At 36.4% G+C, this 20,359-nt stretch carries 17 protein-coding genes and 1 pseudogene; 6 read left to right on the top strand and 12 right to left on the bottom strand.

Annotation, left to right across the window (positions count from 1 at the left end; all coding sequences use genetic code 11):
- Nucleotides 1–194: 194 nt before the first annotated feature.
- The gene (locus KQI21_RS10995) at nt 195–1,112 is read left to right on the top strand and encodes a LysR family transcriptional regulator (protein ID WP_216484207.1); all 918 of its coding nucleotides are present in this window, start codon (nt 195–197) and stop codon (nt 1,110–1,112) included.
- Between the two features lie 449 nt (nt 1,113–1,561).
- Here KQI21_RS10995 and KQI21_RS10990 read toward each other — a convergent pair whose 3' ends face one another.
- From KQI21_RS10990 to KQI21_RS16435, 5 genes are all read right to left on the bottom strand, one after another.
- Nucleotides 1,562–2,917: an MFS transporter gene (locus KQI21_RS10990; RefSeq protein ID WP_216484206.1), complete on the bottom strand. Its 1,356-nt coding sequence runs from the start codon at nt 2,915–2,917 to the stop codon at nt 1,562–1,564.
- A gap of 271 nt (nt 2,918–3,188) precedes the next feature.
- The gene (locus KQI21_RS10985; RefSeq protein ID WP_216484205.1) at nt 3,189–3,788 is read right to left on the bottom strand and encodes a lysophospholipid acyltransferase family protein; all 600 of its coding nucleotides are present in this window, start codon (nt 3,786–3,788) and stop codon (nt 3,189–3,191) included.
- A gap of 189 nt (nt 3,789–3,977) precedes the next feature.
- Complete coding sequence (locus KQI21_RS10980) at nt 3,978–5,324, bottom strand: GntP family permease (protein WP_216484317.1); 1,347 nt, start codon at nt 5,322–5,324, stop codon at nt 3,978–3,980.
- 27 nt (nt 5,325–5,351) lie between these two features.
- On the bottom strand, nt 5,352–6,524 hold the full coding sequence (locus tag KQI21_RS10975) for an iron-containing alcohol dehydrogenase (RefSeq protein WP_216484204.1): 1,173 nt from the start codon (nt 6,522–6,524) through the stop codon (nt 5,352–5,354).
- A 719-nt stretch (nt 6,525–7,243) separates the two neighbouring features.
- Nucleotides 7,244–7,378 (bottom strand): hypothetical protein, encoded by a 135-nt coding sequence (locus KQI21_RS16435; RefSeq protein WP_301281746.1) that lies wholly within the window; start codon nt 7,376–7,378, stop codon nt 7,244–7,246.
- Nucleotides 7,379–7,843: 465 nt separating this feature from the next.
- Here KQI21_RS16435 and KQI21_RS10970 point away from each other — a divergent pair, with 465 nt between their 5' ends.
- Entirely contained in the window at nt 7,844–8,470 is a 627-nt protein-coding gene (locus tag KQI21_RS10970; protein ID WP_216484203.1) for a metal-dependent hydrolase, read from the top strand.
- Between the two features lie 806 nt (nt 8,471–9,276).
- On the opposite strand, the gene tkt is transcribed toward KQI21_RS10970, so the two are convergent.
- The 6 genes from tkt to KQI21_RS10940 form a co-directional block, all read right to left on the bottom strand.
- Entirely contained in the window at nt 9,277–11,277 is a 2,001-nt protein-coding gene (tkt, locus tag KQI21_RS10965; RefSeq protein WP_216484202.1) for a transketolase, read from the bottom strand.
- A gap of 40 nt (nt 11,278–11,317) precedes the next feature.
- Complete coding sequence (gene ulaA / locus KQI21_RS10960) at nt 11,318–12,679, bottom strand: PTS ascorbate transporter subunit IIC (protein WP_216484201.1); 1,362 nt, start codon at nt 12,677–12,679, stop codon at nt 11,318–11,320.
- Between the two features lie 385 nt (nt 12,680–13,064).
- Nucleotides 13,065–13,346 (bottom strand): PTS sugar transporter subunit IIB, encoded by a 282-nt coding sequence (locus tag KQI21_RS10955; protein ID WP_077320151.1) that lies wholly within the window; start codon nt 13,344–13,346, stop codon nt 13,065–13,067.
- Nucleotides 13,346–15,385, bottom strand: a complete 2,040-nt coding sequence (locus KQI21_RS10950; RefSeq protein ID WP_216484200.1) for a BglG family transcription antiterminator — start codon at nt 15,383–15,385, stop codon at nt 13,346–13,348. Before KQI21_RS10950 ends, KQI21_RS10955 begins: the two co-directional genes overlap by 1 nt.
- A 1,047-nt stretch (nt 15,386–16,432) precedes the next feature.
- Entirely contained in the window at nt 16,433–16,792 is a 360-nt protein-coding gene (locus KQI21_RS10945) for a hypothetical protein (protein WP_216484199.1), read from the bottom strand.
- Between the two features lie 192 nt (nt 16,793–16,984).
- Complete coding sequence (locus KQI21_RS10940; RefSeq protein ID WP_253291397.1) at nt 16,985–17,293, bottom strand: MazG nucleotide pyrophosphohydrolase domain-containing protein; 309 nt, start codon at nt 17,291–17,293, stop codon at nt 16,985–16,987.
- Between the two features lie 121 nt (nt 17,294–17,414).
- Between KQI21_RS10940 and KQI21_RS10935 the strand changes: the two genes are divergently transcribed.
- Entirely contained in the window at nt 17,415–17,669 is a 255-nt protein-coding gene (locus KQI21_RS10935; protein ID WP_216484198.1) for a hypothetical protein, read from the top strand.
- Between the two features lie 468 nt (nt 17,670–18,137).
- Here KQI21_RS10935 and KQI21_RS10930 read toward each other — a convergent pair whose 3' ends face one another.
- Nucleotides 18,138–18,272, bottom strand: coding sequence for a helix-turn-helix domain-containing protein (locus KQI21_RS10930; RefSeq protein WP_216484197.1), 135 nt, complete (start codon nt 18,270–18,272; stop codon nt 18,138–18,140).
- A 154-nt stretch (nt 18,273–18,426) separates the two neighbouring features.
- On the opposite strand from KQI21_RS10930, the gene KQI21_RS10925 reads away from it, so the two are divergent.
- The 3 genes and pseudogenes from KQI21_RS10925 to KQI21_RS10915 all read left to right on the top strand — a co-directional run.
- Nucleotides 18,427–18,852 (top strand): helix-turn-helix domain-containing protein, encoded by a 426-nt coding sequence (locus KQI21_RS10925; RefSeq protein ID WP_216484196.1) that lies wholly within the window; start codon nt 18,427–18,429, stop codon nt 18,850–18,852.
- Between the two features lie 108 nt (nt 18,853–18,960).
- Nucleotides 18,961–19,092 (top strand): ImmA/IrrE family metallo-endopeptidase, encoded by a 132-nt coding sequence (locus tag KQI21_RS16840; RefSeq protein WP_373687647.1) that lies wholly within the window; start codon nt 18,961–18,963, stop codon nt 19,090–19,092.
- A 302-nt stretch (nt 19,093–19,394) separates the two neighbouring features.
- Nucleotides 19,395–20,166 (top strand): annotated as a pseudogene (locus KQI21_RS10915) (tyrosine-type recombinase/integrase); the annotation flags it as partial.
- Between the last annotated feature and the right edge of the window lie 193 nt (nt 20,167–20,359).

The raw sequence follows: 20,359 nt of genomic DNA, 5'->3' as shown, positions 1-20,359 counted from the left end.
ATTTTTGCATACGTTATATTCGGTACCTTATTATCTGAATAATACTTTTAATTTGAATAATACCATAATTATTACTATATTAATAATATCTATTTCATTAATTATCTATATGAAAACTATATACTTTTAAATTGGATATTTTTTCCATCATATATAAACCTGCAAAAAAACGCTTTCAAAACAGGAGGTATGAAATGAAGTTAAGGCAATTACGTTACTTTCAGACGATCGCTAAGGAAGGACAAATTACTCGTGCTGCACAAAAGCTCCATATGGCTCAACCACCCTTAAGTCAAAGCCTTAAAGAATTAGAAGAGGAATTAGGGGTAAAGCTGATGGAGCGTAATGGAAGAAAAATGGAACTAACAGAAGCTGGAAACATTCTTTACGGAAAAACGGACACCCTTTTTCAATATCTTGAAGAAGCAATCACAGAAGTAAAAGACACTGGTTCCGGGATAAAGGGTACATTATCCATTGGTTGTGTAAAGACATGCTTCAATCATATACCGAAGCAACTGAAAGCTTTTCAAAAAAAATATCCTAACGTTCATTTTCATTTAAAAGAGGGTGACTCTTCGCTTCTTACAGAACAATTAATTCACAGAGAAATTGATGTAGCTATCATTCGCCTACCTATTAACATGGATAAGTTTTCGATTCATCCCCTTCCAGATGAAAACTATGTAGCTGTGATTCCGGAAAGCTGGTTAGGGTCTTTTGAAAGTATAACCATGAAGCAGCTGAGTCAACTCCCATTATTATTGCTGCATAGAATAAGTGGTATCGGACAATATGAATTGATTTTGGAGCAATTTGATAAACACAAGTTAACTCCAAAAATTGTTTGCGAATGTCCGGATGTTGATATGATACTTCAGCTTGTTAGTGAAGAAGTTGGAGCAACGATTATTCCCGGGTCCACACTTTATCGACATCACCTGCGTGGATTAAAACAACTTCCGATTAAAGGCCATACGTTTATTTCGAAATCGGCGCTAGTTTGGCTAAAGGATCGTTACTTACCTAAAAGTGCGAAACGATTTATAAAACTGTTTCAGGAAGAAAAGCATGGCGAACATGTTGAAGCTTGTAATCAAAAAATCCGGTAAAATCAGTGCAACTAAGTCTTCCCTAGTTTTCTTTGTTATCTAGGGAAACGATATACGTTTCTACATGGTAGATATCTTTTTTAAAAGTAGTCCTTTAAGCTGTGGCAAACTTCGATCTTCTTTAAAGTTAACATTGGTCTCTTACGTCACCGTATCTTCTTTATCTAATATCTACGGTGTCCTAGGGCTTGCATCAACTAAGAAGTCTGTCTAAATAGGAGAGATAACAGCACCTTAGATTTGGGAAAAATCTCTAATCTAAGCTGCTGTTATTTTAATCGTGGGAGTTGGCTTGACCTATAACTCTTACAAGATACAATTAAAGAACTGTACCACATTTATCCTAGACATATATGTAGAGGATCCAACTGCAAGTCAAATGCCCGATTCTGTTCACTCTAACAATCAGCGAGAGATAAAAGAAAATCTCTACTGATTGAAGATTCACTTTATCCGTGATTACCTTTAAGCTTGCCAGGAAGTTTCAGTGCCATCCCAAACACCAAAACGGAAAAAGCCAAGCAAATCATCGCTACAAGATGTAAATTATCATGATTTATCTGGTGGTTAAATGTTAGACCAAGCAAACTGGATGACAGGATAGCTCCCATATATCTACTCGTTTGAAATAAACCGGATGCTTGTCCCGTAGCTTCTGCTCTAACATTTTCGTATAATGCTGTCTGCATAGAAATATTGTTAAACCCATTACTAGCACCCAGGACACTCATAATCACAAGCAACCAGCTTAGTGTAGAAGTTTCATGGTACGTTAATAATAAGCCTGTCCCGATTAAAAGTAATCCTATGCCAATAACTGCAGGTAATTTTGAACCAAACATATCTATCATTCGACCTGCTAATGGAGCGATGATAACTCCAAACCCAGCTAAAGCCAGCATAATAATTCCTGACTGTGCTTCGCTATATGTTAATGCTTGCTGAAGAAAAATAGGGAACCCAAAAAAATAGCAATAATATATCAAATTGATACTCATAAATTGAACATAGATCATCGTTACGTTCGGGTTTTTCTTTAAACTATTAATATCCATAAACGGAGCAGACCGCTTTTCTTCAAATTTATAAAAGCTAATCGCAGTCAGGAGAAAAGCAACGAACGCCCACCAGCGGATATTCCCTTCTTCAAACGAAAGCAAAAATAAAATTAAACTCGTCATGGACACCGTAAATAATAAAATCCCAGTAAAATCAATCTGCTTCACGTCGGCATTTTTTTCTTTTGTCGCTGGTAAAATAAAAATAGCTAATACAAAAGATAAAATAATAAATGGAAAATTAACGAAAAAGATAGCTTGCCAATCCCATGAATCAATTAAAAGACCACCAACCGACGGGCCAAAAGCTGCTGATGTGGAAGCAAATATAGACAACGCAGCAAGTGCTTGCCCTTGACCTTTTGTAATATGTGTCCTAATCATGCTCATCCCGCTAGGGAACAACGTAGAGCTGCCAATTGCCTGCAATGCTCGGCATGCTAATAGAAATGGAAAGTTTGGTGAAAAAGGTGCTAACAGCGACGCAAAAGCAACAAGCACTAATCCGGTCATAAATAATCGCTTTGAACCAAACATGTCACTCAGTTTCCCCATAACAGGCTGACCAGCTGCACTTGCTAAATAGAAGATAGAAATAAGCCATGATGCATTCACAAAAGACAATGCAAAATCGTCCTGAAGACGTGTTACTGCAACTGCAATCATGGATGAATTCAATGGATTTAATAAAGTTCCCAATCCAATAGTAATAATAAATAACCAACGTTTCTGCTTTAAAACTGACATGTAATCACCAATAAAAATTTTTTTAGAAAAACTTGGCTTGTCGCCAAGTTTTTATGGCGAAAGCTATAGTTTTTCTTATACTATAAACCATAAAGTTTTATACTTTCCTATAGTATAAAGAAAACTGGGGCATCGCCAAGCCTAGGCGCAGGCGAACTGTTTTGGTGCACTTTTACATAGTATTTCTATGATTCTTAATGTATGGAAAACCTATCTCTATCATAGGCGAAAGCTTTCCATGGGGAAAGTATTTTGAATCCATTAGAAACATCTACTTCCTATCTTGCAGTTGTTTCTGCAGGCTTATTAATGATTTTTCAAGTTGCTTCATCATCGTCTCCATTCCTTGTTTTGGTGGTAATTGCTCAGATAAATAAATTGGTTCGCCAAAAATAATCTGTGGTTTCATCCGTTTAAAAAGATCTTTAAAATTATTGGGACCTTGATAAGCAACTGGTACAATCGGAACCTTTGCGTAGCTAGCAATCGTAATAGCGCCTCTTTTTAATGGTACCTCTTCACTTGTTCTTGTCCCACTCGGAAAAATACCTACAACCTTTCCTTCTTTCAACAAACGCCTTGGTATTTTGATCGCACTTGGCCCTGGATTTTCTCTATCAACAGGAAATGCATTTAATTTCTCCATCAACCATCTTAAAAATCGTGACTGAAAAAGCTCCTTTTTTGCCATATAATGTATTTTGGTTGGAAGCATACAAACCCCAAGCCACAATATATCTACCCATCCTGTATGTGTACAAGCAAGTACAAACCCCCCTGATAAATTAGCATTTTCTTTTTGATAAACTTTAACTTTCCCAAATACACTTAAAATTATTTTTAATGCATACGCACAAAAATGATATACCATAGTTAATCTCCTTCTGCGTTGATGTTTTTGTTTTACGACTACATTTTAACATATAGTTATAGTATCTGGTACTAATTTATTTGAATTAATAAACTAGACACTCTATTTTATCATATTTAATCAGTGGAGAGACCTTTATCCTCCACTGATTAAATTAGCATTCTAATTATGTCATAGATTACAGCATGATTAAAAAATAGTGTATAATATCACGGCTAACAGCATAGCAATGGTAGGTAAAATAACACTTAAATATAGAATTGGTTTATAAGCCCGTTTATGTGTTTCCCTACAAATAGTTCGCACTGTTGTCACAACATAACCATTATGCGGCATGGAGTCCAATCCACCAGAACCTAATGCTGCCACACGGTGCATTGCACCTGGATCCAATCCTTGGTTTAAGTAAATCGGTGCAAGAACAGGCAAAGCAATCCCTAAACCTCCTGATGCTGAACCGGTAAGTGCACAAATAATGGTAACACCTAAGGCTAACCCTAATAAAGGAGGACCGGGTAAGTCAACTAGTCCATTTACTAACTGATCAAATGTTGATACTTGAGCAGCAACACTACCAAAACCTACTACTCCACACGTATTCGCAATAGCAACAAGCGCATTTTGTGTGCCAATAGCTAAAGAATCCCAAAAGCTTCGTAAAAAGCGCTGCATCGTAATACATGCAACAAAAATTCCAACTAGCATAGCAATTAATAATGCTGTTATAGTATTCATAAACTGACTTAAAATATTTAAAATAGCAATTACCAGAAAAAGTGGAATAATAGAAATAATAATATGAGGCAATTCGTCTGCTTTTACTTTTCCCAATGGTTTTGGATCCTCAGCTAGACCTGCAGAAGTTTCGGTTTCGGCTCTATTTGGTAAAACATAAGGTGGCGAAAAAGATTCTCCCTGTTGTACAGCTCTTTTTACTAATAGATGCAGCCAAAAGCTTCCGGTAATCATAATAAGCAGCCCAATAACGACGCCAATCCACCCACCAGCTGTTGGTGTTGTATTAAAAAACTTAGTAGGAATGATATTTTGAATTTCAGGTGAACCTGGAGAGGTCATCGTAAAGGATATCGATCCAAACACAAGTGCAGATGGTATAAAACGATGTGGCAAGTTCGCTGCTCGAAATAAAGAAACAGCAATTGGATAAATTGCAAAGCCAACGACAAACATACTAATCCCGCCATAGGTCATAATAGCTGCAGCGGCGACAATAGCAAGTACTGCCTGCTTTTCACCAATTGTCCGTTTGATCCACTGAGCAATGCTTTCAGCAGATTTCGTTTCTTGCATGATTTTTCCAAAAATAGCTCCTAGTAAAAACACTAAAAACCAAGAAGCAAAGTAATTCGTAAATCCTGTCATATAATTATCCATTAATGCCTCTTCCAAGCTCAAACCACCAGTAATTGCAACAAAAACAGAACAAATAATAGCTGCAATAATGATATTAATGCCTCTCATTGTTAAATAAATAAGCAAAATAACTGCACTTATTAGACCAATTAAACTAATCATGTCCATATATGGCTCTTCACCCCTTATTTATTCAGAAAAATCATAGTCAAAGCAAATACGGTACAGGCTCTCTATCTCCGCTTCCGTAACTATTTTCGGATGATTGCTTGGACTTCCACTTGCAATCGCATCTTTTGCCATTTTATTGATAGCGCTCTCTAATTGATGACGTGTAATTCCCCAATCACGTAAGTTTGGTATGCTTAACTGAAAGCACAATTGTTTCACAGCTTGAACCACCTTATCCGCCGAAGCTTTCTCGCCTTCTTCACCTAAGAAAATAGCAGCTACATCTGCTAAGCGATTCGTACAAGATTCTTTACTGAAATCCAATACAGCCGGCAAAAGCATCGCATTAGAATATCCATGTGGCACATGAAATAGAGCACCTAGAGGTCGTGACATACCATGTACTAGGCAAACAGAAGAATTCGAAAAAGCGATTCCTGCCTGTAATGCACCTAACGCCATTGCTTCACGTGCCTGCAGATCATCTCCATTTTGGTAAGCTTTTTCTAGATGGTGTACGATTAATTGAATAGCCGCCAAAGCTAAAGTATCTGTCATTGGATGAGCTCGTCTCGAAATATAACTTTCAATGGCATGGCTTAGTGCATCAATTCCGGTTGCGGCTGTAATATGCTTTGGAGAAGAAGCTGTTAAGATTGGATCAACTATGGCTACTATCGGCATAAACACAGGATGCTTGATCATCATTTTTATGTTAGTAGTTGTATTCGTTATGACAGTTGCATCCGTTACCTCTGAACCGGTACCTGCTGTCGTGGGAATGGCGAGATGTGGTAAAGATGGTGTTTTTACAATTGCCTCTTTTTTGATGTAATCACTAATAATTCCACCATTAGTAACTATAACAGCAACTGCTTTTGCTGTATCTATACAGCTTCCGCCACCAAGGGAAATAACGACGTCACAGCCTTCTTTTATTAGAACATGTAAGGCTTTTTCTACATACATGTCTGTGGGTTCAGAGGCCACACCTGCATACACCGCACTGCTTATCTGGTCTTTCATTAAGAGTGCTCTGGCTTCATGGATATAACCTAACTCATCCATTACTCGATCACTGATAATTAATGCTTTCTTTCCAAACTTTGTTGCTTCTTCACCTAATTTTTTAAATGCCCCTTGCCCATAATGAATAGTTTGCGGCATCCGTAACGTAGCAAACGATTGCATCAACTTCACATCCTTCTTATTATTTTTTAAGTGGTTTATCTAGCAATCTCTTAAAAATGAATGGCACAGTATATCCAGGTCAAATAGACCCCTTTACGTTACAACTGAAATGGAAGCAAAGAGTGTGCCATTATTTCCGCTGTTTAAACTGCGATAAATCGTTCCCCTTTTATGTCCTCTGTACTGTAGTTACTACAATACACTGGAATATAAAGTGAAACTTCATTCAGTAGGAGTTTCTTCCATCTCCTACTGAATGTTAGTACCTAGAAGGGTATGACCTAAAGGCCTTTACAAATCGGGCATTTAGGTGCCGTTTTCTACCACTTAGAACCTTTTGTACCAATTCAGGCTCTTAAAGTGGAGTCTTACGGCACCTTACATGCGGGATAAAGTGAAACTTCATTCCGTGGAACACGGAATGTTTAGTTGAACGAATCGGGCATTTAGGTGCCGTTTTCTACCATTTAGAATCTTTTGTACCAACTCAGGTCTTGAAGTGGGAGTCTTACGGCACCTTACATGCGGGATAAAGTGAAACTTCATTCCGTGGAACACGGAATGTTTAGTTGAACCAATCGGGCATTTAGGTGCCGTTTTCTACCATTTAGAATCTTTTGTACCAACTCAGGTCTTGAAGTGGGAGTCTTACGGCACCTTACATGCGGGATAAAAAATAATATTAGACCTTAAATACAGATGAATTGAAAATGCTATGATTAACTAACCATAAATATATAGGAAATCCGGATAGGGGTAATATTTCTCTCGCATGGATAGTTAGTTGCACTAATCAGCTTACTGGCATCTGGAGAAAGAAACTGTACTGTAATTTCTCCTTTTGTGATTACCAAAGTGTCAAATGACTCCTAGTTAGCTCAAACAGAAATCTTTGGACCAATTGCGCAAATGATTCGTGCAGAATCAGATGAATAAGCCATTGATTATGGGAATGATACTATCTATGGTTTATCGTCCGCTATCTTACTAATGATTTAAAACGAGGAAAACAAGCCGCATTACAAATGAATTCAGAAATGACATGTAAATATAACAGTGAATAATAAAGCCTATGTAGCATTTGGCGGGAATAAAGCAAGCGGTCTTGGTAGATTTAGTCATCCATGGGTAGTAGATGAATTTATTGTAAAAAAGTAGGTATCGATTCAAGAAAAGGATCGTCAGTTTCTATATCGTGCTAAGTTTAATAGAGCTTAGTACGTTTTTGTTAAACAGAACTCTATTTTGCTGTAAAATAGGGGTACTAGCTAATTTTTAATAGCTAAGACATATTCTCTTTAGATCAAGGGGTGTCCGTAATGAATGGAACAGTGCACGCAGCAATTGGTACAGTAACCGGATTTATTGTCGCAAACAATTTACAAAGCTCTCCATCAGAAACTGTTTTACTGATTAGTTTAGGTGCGACATCAGCTTTAATTCCTGATTTAGATATTGATGGCAAATTACGGGGGAAAATAACCCTATCCCATAAAATTTTACGAACGGTCACTCAAATAGTCGGTATCTTGCTTATCATCTATAGTTTATATAAAGAAGTCGATTATCGGGGGTGGATAGGAATCGGTATTGGATTCGCTTTACTCTCCTTATCTCTATCCATTAAACGAAAGCATATGTTAACCATTACCGGAATGGGTGTATTAGCAGCGGGAGTTTCATTCGATGAGGTTTGGCTTAGCCTTGTGGGAATTTATATCATTATCGCTTCTTTTGTCCCTCACCGCACTTATACACACTCCATCATCGGTCTTATTTTCTTTGGTTATATTGCCTTCCAATTCCAACAATCTGTAGGGATTGAAGGTGCCTATTATACTTGTGTAATCGGCTATATTAGCCATCTAATCGCAGACAGCAAATTTATTCCTTTTAATAGACGAGGCATAAAACTATTTTTACCTTTTTGGAATAAAGAGGTATAGTCATATCTGTTTTACCAGCTTCATTTATCGTTTTGTTAAAAGGCTAAAAAGTCAAATGCACATCATTTTACAAAACTTTTTGCACATATTCATAGTAGAGAACATCCAAAATAACAGTCCCACAGGATAACAAAAATCCTGTGGGACTGTTATTTTGTTTAGGAACTTATATCCGTTCGTACATGGTGGATAACTTTTTTGAAAAATATCTTCGTCTAGCTTATGTGCTCAACGCCTAGCAAACTTCGAACTCCTTCCTACGATAAGTCAACATCGGCTCGAATCAAAAGGAAGGCCGACTAAAAGCGGGCTTACCACCCACCGTCGGCATACCCCTGTTGCAGGGGCATGTTTCCTTTATCTCGTCAGAAGTTCTCCAGTTTGTACGGCGCTTAACGAGCACATGACGCTTTTGAGTCTAGCTTATGTGCTCAACGCCTAGCAAACTTCGAGCTTCTTCCTACGATAAGTCAACATCGGCTCGAATCAAAAGGAAGGCCGACTAAAAGCGGGCTTACCGCCCACCGTCGGCATACCCCTGTTGCAGGGGCATGTTTCCTTTATCTCGTCAGAAGTTCTCCAGTTTGTACGGCGCTTAACGAGCACATGACGCTTTTGAGTCTAGCTTCCAGCACTTGTCTAGCGATGTATAACATTAGAAAAACTTGGCTTATCGCTAAGTCTTTATGGCGAAAGCTATAGTTTTTCTTATATAAACCATAAAGTTTTATACTTTTGTATAGTACAAAAAAGGGTGACCAAAGAATTTTAAACTTTGGAACACCCATTTTTTTATTTACTACTTTCTATAGTAGATCCTTGAAATTCTTTACAACATTTTCTACTGTAAAGCCAAACTTTTTAATCACTTTATCCCCCGGGCCTGAAACGCCAAATGAATCAATGCTCATAACTGCACCATTAGTGCCGACATACTCTCGCCAACCAACTTTAGATCCCATTTCAATGGATAAACGCTTATCTAATTCTTTCGGAAGAACCTGCTCTTTATAATCGAGCGGCTGCTTATCAAATAAATCCCAAGATGGCATGCTTACAACGTGGACATAAGTTCCTTCCTCCGCTAATTTTTTCTGTGCTTGAAGTGCTAAAGAAACTTCAGATCCCGCAGCAATTAAAATGCCTACAGGAGTTGTTTCTGCTTCTGAAACAATATATGCTCCTCTTATTACGCCTTCTTGCGCTTTTTCTGCTGTTTCAGCTAGCGTAGGCAAATTTTGTCTTCCTAACACAAGCATCGTTGGCTGATTTTTTTGTGACACAGCAATTTTCCAAGCTTCTTTTGTCTCATTCGCATCTGCCGGACGTAATACGGTAAGATTAGGCATAGCACGAAAGGCTGCCAAATGCTCGACAGGCTGATGAGTAGGACCATCTTGACCGACTGCCACACTATCATGAGTAAAGACATACGTAACAGGCAGCTCCATTAAAGCAGATAATCGAATGGCCGGACGTAGATAATCTGAAAACACAAAGAATGTACTTACAAATGGTCTTAGATGATGTAAAGCCATCCCATTTGCAATGCCACCCATTGCAAATTCGCGTACCCCAAAGGAAATATTTCTGCCAGCATAATCTTCCTTTGTTAAATTAGCAAATGCTGTTAGCCTCGTTTTAGTAGATGCATCCAGGTCAGCAGAGCCGCCTACAAGCTCAGGTATATTATTTGCTAATGCTTGTAAGACTTTACTAGCTGAAGCCCGAGTTGCTATGGACTCTCCCACTTCAAATGTTGGTAATTTCTGATCCCAACCTTCTGGAAGCTCTCCAGCAATAACTCGTTTTAATTCATTTGCAAGCTCTGGATATTCATTTGCATAGCGCTCCAAAAGCTGATTCCATTCTTGTTCTTTTTTAGCGCCATTTTCTTTAATAATACTAAAGTCGTCATATACTTCTTCTGGCACATAAAAGTCTTCTTCGTAATTCCATTTATAAAAGGCTTTTGCACGTTTAATTTCTTCTGTGCCAATTGGATCACTATGTGCATCACTTTTTCCTTGAATCGTAGGTGCACCATAACCGATGACCGTTTTAATTTCAATTATCGTTGGATGAGTTTCATCTTCTTTCGCTTCATTGATTGCTTTTTCGATTGCTTCTATATCATTACCATCTTTCACAAATAAGTATTGCCATCCACAAGACTCAAAACGCTGTTTAATGTCTTCTGAAAAAGAAAGGGCCAATTCTCCGTCTAAACTGATGTCATTTGAATCATATAATATGATTAAACGACCAAGTTTTAAATGTCCAGCCAGTGATGCTGCTTCATAGGAGACACCTTCCATCAAATCACCATCACCGCAAATTGCATACGTATAGTGATCAATAACTGGAAATCCTTCTCGATTATAAGTTTCAGCAAGATGTCTTTCTGCAAGTGCTAACCCGACACTTCCCGGTATTCCTTGTCCAAGAGGACCTGTTGTTAATTCAACTCCTGGTGTAAACCCGTACTCCGGATGTCCCGGAGTCTTACTTCCTAACTGTCTAAAGTTTTTTAGTTCATCTAAAGATAAATCAAACCCGGCAAGATGCAGTAAACAATATTGAAGCATGGAACCATGTCCAGCAGCTAATACAAATCTATCTCTGTTAAACCATTCCGGATTTTTCGGATTGATATTCATTATATTTTTCCAGAGGCTATATGCCATCGGAGCTGCACCCATTGGCATACCAGGATGCCCGTGCTGAGCTTTTTCAACACTATCTATCGTTAGCGTACGAATGGTGTTAATCGATAAGTCTGCAATGTTTTTTGTTTCTTTATTCATCATAATTCCTCCATATTGTTTTTAATAGAAAGGCGTGTAATTAGTTAGCATTTTCTGTAGAGCTTTTTTTGTTGCCAAATGGGATTAACATTAAGCCAAGAATAACAATTAAGCTAATAACAATGGCAACTGGTCCTACATAGTTTGCCAGCGAGCCGAAAAAGATACCCGAAACGCCAAAGTCAGCATCAGAAAATGTTGTATTAGCAAATCCTAACTCTCCTAATACCGGTAATAAAAATACTGGTAAAAACGAAATGATAATTCCATTGACAAACGATCCGGCAACGGCTCCTTTTATCCCGCCTGTTGTATTGCCTAGAACTCCAGCGGCTGCTCCAGTAAAGAAATGAGGCACTACTCCAGGAAGAATAATCGTCGTTCCCGTGACGAACATAATTACCATACTAAAAACTCCGCCAATAAAACTGCTGAAAAATCCAATTAAAACAGCATTTGGTGCATACGGATAAATAATTGGAACATCAAGTGCCGGTTTAGCATTAGGCACAAGCTTTGTTGAAATCCCTTTAAACGCTGGTACAATTTCTGCTAATACTAAACGGACACCAGATAAGATAATAAATACACCAGCTGCAAAGCTACCGCCTTGAATCAGAGAGAAAACCAAATAGTTCGTTCCTTCACTTAGTTCTGCTTCAATAAATGAAGCACCTGCAAATAAAGCGACAATTACATACATCACGATCATTGTTAAAGCAATACTCACCGTACTATCACGTAAAAAGCCAAGTCCTTTTGGAAAATTGATATTTTCCGTTGAATTTTCTCTGCTGTTCTTGAATATTTTTCCAGTTAATCCACTTATCGCATAGCCTACTGCACTAAAATGTCCAAGAGCCACATTATCATTTCCAGTAAGCTGTCTCATAAACGGCTGAACGATTGCTGGTGATAGCGTCATTACTATTCCTAAAGCGACAGCACCTGCTATAATTAATGGCACTGTATCGAATCCTGCTACCGCCATAATAACAGCAAACATACAAGCCAGATAAAGTGTATGATGACCTGTTAAAAATATATACTTATATCTTGTAAACCGAGCGATTAATATGTTGACAATCATACCCAAAAACATAATTAACGCAGTATTTGTTCCGTATTCTGTAAGAGCTAAGGCAACAATGGCTTCGTTGTTTGGCACTACCCCTGATACATGAAACGCTTCTTGGAACATTGCACCAAATGGAGTTAAAGCTTTCTCCAAAATTCCTGCACCTGCTGCAATGACAATAAAACCTACAAACGTTTTAATTGTTCCCTTCATGATATCGGATGCATTTTTCTTTTGTGCTAATAGACCGATTAACGCAATTGCAGCAACCAAAATAGCAGGCTGACTTAAAATATCAACTAATACACTTAAGAAATTATTCATAGAAACCATCCTTTCGTTATTTATCGAAAAACATTCAAAAAGTATGTTAAAAATGATCCATTGAATTTCTTTGTACGTTAGAACACATAAAATTTTATTACTGAAGTTAAACGACAAAGTAGAAATTGTAATGTCCAAAGTATAAGTGCAACTAAGCGATGTCCGCACTCCGGTTAGCCAAGTTTCCTTTATTGCCTAATTTCCGGTAACTCATGTTTCAAAATACATATATTCAGCTCGCCAAACTAAGCAATCTCCAACTTCGACACACAGGATGTTAGTGTCGACACTAAAAAAATCTTAACCGCGGCACATCGCGATTTTTCAAGGGTGGTTGCGCCTACATCAGGTCTTTTAACTCCTTTTTAAACACATTCTTATATAATTAAATTAAATTTTTGTCTTTTACTAACTTTGTAACTTTTTCCCTTAACTCGTCCATATCAATAATGTTATCTAATACAATTACCTCACCTAGATGTGATCCACCTTCAGCAATATCTTTCGCTAAAAAATAGACATCTGCATCTCCTGGGGTAGCTGAACTTAAATCAGAATGAGATACCTCCACCCCAGTCACACCTAATTCCTGTAAAATCTGTTTAATATTCATCTCAACCATAAAGCTTGTACCTAAACCTGATCCACAAACTGCTAAAAATTTCATTATTCTTCATCTCCTTTAATTAATTTGATAATCTCTTTTGATGTTTCTGCTTCTTTCAATGCTTTAAGCGTTGGTTTATCAGCAAGAAGTTTTGTCAAATGAGATAAAGCCTTAAGATGTGCTTCATTATCAATCGCTGCTAAGCAAATAAAAATATCTATTTGATGTTCTTCTTTACCCAATAACTTTACAGGAGTCTTTGTTCTTAAAAATGACATTCCTAAGTTAATAACACCTTCCTCAGGTCTCGCATGGGGAATAGCAATTCCATTTCCTACATGAATATAAGTTCCTACTTCTTCCACTTTTTTATTCATCGCCTCAATATATTCCTGTTTTATTTTATTTGTTTTAAGCAACGGCTGTGCAGCGAGTGTGATAGCATCCCGCCATTGTAGCTTTTCTTCTGTAAATTGAATCATATCCTCTGTTAGTAAATCTGAAAGCATTGGCTTATACCCTCCTACATCGGTGTTATTCAAATAAATGACATTGACAAGTTCAGAAAATAGTTTTTTTTCGTCTTTAATATCCGCATATTTATCAATAATTTCCATTAATTGGTCGATTGAAAAATCATTATTATTCAAAGAAGGAAATTGAGAAATGACGGATTCAATTAGGTAATTTTTTTCAATTTTAGTAAGTAATGGCTTTACATGGTAAACAGGCTTTGCTAATTCCAAAGCAACCGTAGAAAAAATCAAATCATAATTTGTCGATGGAATCGTTTTTATTTGTTCTACTGTGTGTACCCTTGAAAACTTGATAGTCGGAAACATTTCTTTTAATTGTGCTCTTAGCATGATCGAAGAACTAACACCATTTGAACAAACAATTAAAGCACGAATTTCAGGTGAATTCGTTCTTCTTTCTCCCTCCAGATAACCGCCGAAATGAAGTGTAAAATAACCAATTTCCTCATCACTAATCGGCTTTCCCGTCCACTTTGATAAAGGTGCCAATGAATGTTTCACAAACTGAAATAAGTCTACATACTTCGATTTAATTTGTATTGTTAAGGGATTAACAAGTGGAATTTCAAATGCAATTCTGAAAAACGCTGGAACAAGATGGTTATATAAGCTTTGTTGTAAATATTCTTTATTCTCTATTGGTAATAATGTGTTTTTCTCAAATGCTTCAATGATTTCTATTGTCAAATTTCGTAAATAAGGATTTTCCACAAAGCTTACTTCCTCAAGAGCTATTATCAATTGCAATAAGACATAATAGCATTCATTGTTGTCTGTATCCTGGAATAATTGCTGACAGAGCCTTTTAGCTGGTACAAATAACTGTTGACTTTTTAACAATTGTTTTTCATAATCACTAAACGCAAGCAGAACTTGTTTTTTTCTTACCCTCATAAACGTAAGATGTAGTATCATTTCCGTTTTACGCGTCTTTACTAAATGTATGGAATGTTTCGTTAGAAAGTTGTTAATTATTTGCTTTGTTTCTTGATAATAGTGTTCCTGTTTCCAAGATTTTAATGTAAGAATGATTATTTCTTTCCCTAATGGTTTTGTAAGTAAATAATCGATCGCATAAACAGCCAGTTTTCTTTTTGCCAGTTCATCTCCTTTTAAATGATACCCATCCATTCGGGTGTAGACAAAAGCAACATCCTTTTCATTACACATTTCTTTAACTTTTTTTACATCAGCTAAAGCTGTATTCTTACTTACATTCATCATTAATTGATAATGGTAATTAGACAGTACTTCCTTGCGAATAAATGTATATAAATAAATGAAATAAACGCGGTCCTCCTCTGATAAAACGATTTGATTCATACTAATATCTAAGGGTGCTCCTGTATGATGTAGTTTTTTAACTTTAGCATCAACAAGAAAATTTTGATTTGAAATTATAATTTCCGGCATATTCATACTTTTTAAAGTGTTATTTACTTTGTCTAAAGCATAATAAAATTGTCGTTCTGATAAATCTGTTTTGCGAATAACTTCTGAGACTGTGATTTGATCATGTGTTATTATTTCTTTAAAAAGCCTAAAAGATCTTTGATCAAACAACTAAGAGCACCTCCTTAACTAAATTGTAGAACGCTTACACCCTTGTATCAACAGTATTTGAGCCCAATCAATGTAGATAATCTACTGGTTCTATTGTGCTCTTAAAAATGAAACAATATTACGAATCCTTCATATTCCTCAACTACTATTCTGAGCCGATATTAACGGAGCCATCTCATTACTTCATTTGCCTCCTTTACTTTAGTAATTTTACAATAATCACATAAAAAACTATGTAGAGTTTATTAACTACAGTGACACAAGCATCACTTAATCTATGATACCTAAAAGCTTGAACAATCTCGAAACAGCTCTACACTATTTATGTAGTCAATCTACCATATAAACGATTTATTTTTGAACAAAACAACAGCGGTTAGCGGTATACAAACGGCAGATCTTCTAACGGGATAAAGTGAAACTTCATTCAAGGAGTGCTCTTTCCTTGTAACAGTAGATTAAGGTCTAAGTTCGGAGGCGTCCTTAAAACCGCGGTGTATTGCTGTCACATACTCTGTCCTCTGTAACGCCTTTGTGTTTGTGATCGACACCCTTGAAAAATCGCGATGTATCGCTACCTAGGCTTCCCCTGTCCTTGAAAAGGAAAGCACTTTTCTGCGTGCGGTGTATTGGTGCCGTAGCAACTCTGTCCTTGAAAAAGAAAATCGCTTTTTCTCCATCGATGCAATGCTACCGTAGCTTTCCTTGTCCTATCGCTCGAACAAATCGGGAATTTAGGAGCCGCTGTTGACTTATCGTAGGAAGAAGTTTGAAGTTTACTAGCAACAAAAGCGCTGAAGTTACTTTTCAAAAAAGTTATCCACCATGTACTAATGAATATAATTTCCTAAATGAAAAAAACGTTTCTTATTAGAAACGATTTTAAATAGACTAATTTTATTAAGTTTTATAACATTAAAATTTCAGCTTGCTAAATCAACTTATTCATATAACTTAAACCATTGATATATAAGGGTTACGGGGAATTTTAATATTTATCACCTTTGTAAAATAACCCATTCTAAATTAAACATTTGGGGGAGGTTTTCAACAAAGCACGGACAGGCATCCGTTTTTGATCTCTGCTATCCCAAGGAAGGGAGGTCCGAGTACAAGCCCTCTGTTCGCAAATTCATCGAAAGCAATTTTACCTTTTAGTCCAGGATCGTGTTCTAAAACGGTCAGTACATTATCAATAGTTTTTGCAAATCTACCAGTGAATGGGCTTATTTCCATCTTTTGCATCCAGCTTAAATCGTCTTTTTCTACAGGCACATCTTTTACTGGTTTATCCTCTGGAAGTGTTCCAAAGTCTTCAATCGCTTGCTCATATCGTTCTTGATTAAGTACGGATGCTATTCCCGCATCGTTTAACGTAAAAGAAGCCATTTCCGTAAATGAAGGCAACCGGTTAACAGACGTTTCTGGCTTTGCTTCGTCGTCTAAATCGCCGAACTTATGAAGTCTTACATCATACTTTTTAATGGCTCATAAATAAATACTTTGTGTTCGCCTTCTAGTCGAAACAATAGAAACTATCTAATCATTCGTAATGTCAGCCCTTGAAAAGAAGTTCAAACCTAACATCTAAAACGCCTCCTAGTAAGCCTTGCTACCGTGTTTGTAACTTCTTCCCTTATTCCGTTCCATCTTCGTATAGATGGCGTCTTCTAAATCAATATCTTTGGAACCGCACAAATCAAAAATACGAATACAAACATCTGCCAACTCTTCTTCAAAATTCTCCTGGTCACCTTTTCGATCAGCTTCTAATACCTCCGATACCTCGCTATGAATAAGAGCCAGTAAAGTACCTGTTTCCCTAGGCTCATCATGCCATCCTTTGGATTTAGCTATTTGAAATACTTCTTCACATAATTGGTTAATAGGTTTATACATGTCTACCATTTCTTCCCTCTCCTTTTTTTATTGGATAAATTTAAAAATAATCTACATAATAGGCGAATGCCGTTATGTCGGGATAAATGTCTCATATACTACTTTTGACTTTAATTTTAGGAGTGATTAAATGTATCACAATTTTTATTACCAAAATCCGTATCGTACAAATCAAAATCCACATCATTATTCCCAACATTTAAAACAAAACGTATTAACGAACATAGAACCCATTGTTCAATATGGATTAAAAGAAGCTCAATATACTTCTTATAGCCATGCTTTACGAGAATCTTCGGCAATCTCATATCTTATGGGCGCTGGATATGATCCTATGATTGCAAGACAAATTGTAGAGTCTTGGGAAGTAAATGAAACCTTTTAAGTAAGTCCAATTTACTTTATACTCATTTTTCCATCCATTACTTTTAGCACTTCTTGATGTCTTTTATGTGTTGCAAAGGGCTATCTTGTAGTGCTGTTACATATTCCACTCTCAAGGTTTCCCTTATTTGATACTAATTTTTATTTAGCTATTATCGTTAGCCAAAAGTTGTTCACACCGGATTCGTATAAATTGCTTCCCTAGACCTCCTAATCCTTCATGTAATAATCCGATATAAATCCATCCGTATTTAACGGTAATCCCGGAGCTCATGGAATAGGCTGTTTCATAATGTTTTCAACTCTCTCTAAGTCAACCTGTTCCTTGGGTACATCGAGAACAACTTCATCATGAATATGCATAATAGATTCATAGCCTGCTCGATCTTAACCTTCATATAACTTTTTATTGATATACTACCTTATTTCTGATTGGTCTACATCAATATTAATTTCAGCAATTGGCAACTTATGGGACCTCCTTTAAATCAAGAATTTTTATGCTTTTCTCTCTGACTTTCTTACCATTTCTTTTACCAAGTAAGATATCAGATAGGTAAGCACTTGAAATACCTAGCATTTTCGCTAAATCTTTTTGCTGCATATCGTTAAGAATTAACTATGTTTTTACCTGTTTACTCCATTTTTCTCATTCTTTCCGTTCGATTTAATTTATAAGCTAAAAAATCAGCTTATAGTATTGACTTTTTTATGCGAAAAGTTTAATTTATTTTGACTAGCTCAAAAGGATGGTTGAGATGACAACGTTTGAGATAGTTAAAAAACTATGCAATCAAAGAAAAATTTCCATTAATGATTTAGAAAAAGCATTGGGTTATTCAAAAAACATTTTATATCGTTTAAAAACACAAACTCCTGGTGCTGATAAACTCAAAGCAATAACTGATTACTTCGACGTATCAACTGACTACCTGCTCGGTCGTACAGATAAGAAAAGATACTATGACTTAACCGAGAAAGATAAACGTGAGATCCAAAGAGAACTTAAAAAAATAATTGATGGTGAAGATGTTGATAGTGCTTTCGCAGCTTTTGACGGCAAAGTGTTAGACGATTTAAGTAAAGAAGATAGACAACTATTAATTTCGTCGCGGGAAAATACATTACGATTAACAAAAAGGTTAGCGAAGCAGAAATTCACGCCTAAGAAATATCGTAACTAGAAGAGTTATGCTAGATGGATATAAAAGAAACAGTGAGGCAGCTCGTAAAAAAACATCAAACTAATAATCCTTTTAAAATCGCAGAAACATTGAACATAATAATCGTATATGAAAATTTGGGTGATATTTCTTGGCTATGACAGCAAGTCTCACCGTTTTCAAGTTATCCACATCAATAAAAATTCATTAGAAGAGCAGCAAATTTTCACATGCGTTCATGAACTCGGACATGCTATTTAGCATCCGAATAGCAATACGTCTTTTTTAAAGTCCAGTACATTTTTTCTACCGATAAGATAGAAATCGAAGCAAATACGTTTACAGCCTGAGCTAATACTTTCTAGGGAAATTGTTAGTCCGATTACTATAAATGAAGCTGTAGAAAACTACGGCATACCCGAGCAACTACTCATTAAAAAATTTTACGCTTAAAACCAAACAAACGTTCCCGATTGGAGGAGGTGGTACCTAAACAATTCCGAAACGAGATATTCCTCCCTTTTTAATACATCTGTCCACGCATAAGAAGGGATGAATCATGAATGAAATTATATAAAACGAAAAAAGATAAAGAGTTGTACTATTACTATAATGCAAAAAAAGAAAAGCTATGGTGCTATAGACACAGATATGATGACGCTTTAGGGAAAAGAAGAGAAAAGTATAAACAAGGTTTTAAATCAGAAAATGAAGCCTATAGAGCTTTACTCGAAGTAAAAACCGCTATTCTGAACGGCGATATTAAACAGGTAGAAAAATCAAATTTAACAGTTTCTGAATGGCTAGATATTTGGTATGAAACGCATAAAAACGAATGGAAAAGATCAACTAGAGAACATCGTAAATTTGTCATTGACAAATATTTTAAACCATTACTAGGAAAGTACAAGTTAGCAGAACTAGACAAGACAACTTATAAACGTGTTTTTATAAATAGACTTTTAAAACAAATGAATCCAAATATTGTTCAACTCCTGCATTGTATTTTTAAAGCCGCCATAAATGCTGCGGTCGTCGATGAAATCTTAGATAGAAATCGTTTCACTAAAATTAAGATTCAAAAAGGGAAAAAAGCAGAAAAAACTTCTTAGCTCCAGAAGAATTAAATATCTTTCTTCCAGTTGCTAAGAAGCACCTCTCAATAACTAACTACACATTAACATTATTGCTTGCTTTCATTGGGTTTCGCAAGGGAGAGCGTTTGGATTACAGTGGAGGGACATTTGTTTTGAAGCCAAAACTATAACTGTAAACCGTACCAGAGATGAATATGGTATACGATCACCTAAAAGTGAAAGAAGTTATCGAACGATAAAGTGAAACTTCTCCTACTGAATGTTAATACCTTAATGGTATGACCTAAGGCCCTTGAACGAATCGGGCATTTAGGTCCGTTTTCTCCCACTTAGACCCTTTTGTATCAACTCAGGTCTTGAAGTGGGAGTCTTACGGCAGCTTACATGCGGGATTTAAAATTCCTTGCGAGTCGTCTTATCCTCAGCACTAA

It is taken from the genome of Virgibacillus proomii (genome assembly GCF_018916875.1).
Taxonomy (GTDB): domain Bacteria; phylum Bacillota; class Bacilli; order Bacillales; family Amphibacillaceae; genus Virgibacillus; species Virgibacillus proomii_B.
This window is presented reverse-complemented; position numbering and strand designations above follow the sequence as displayed.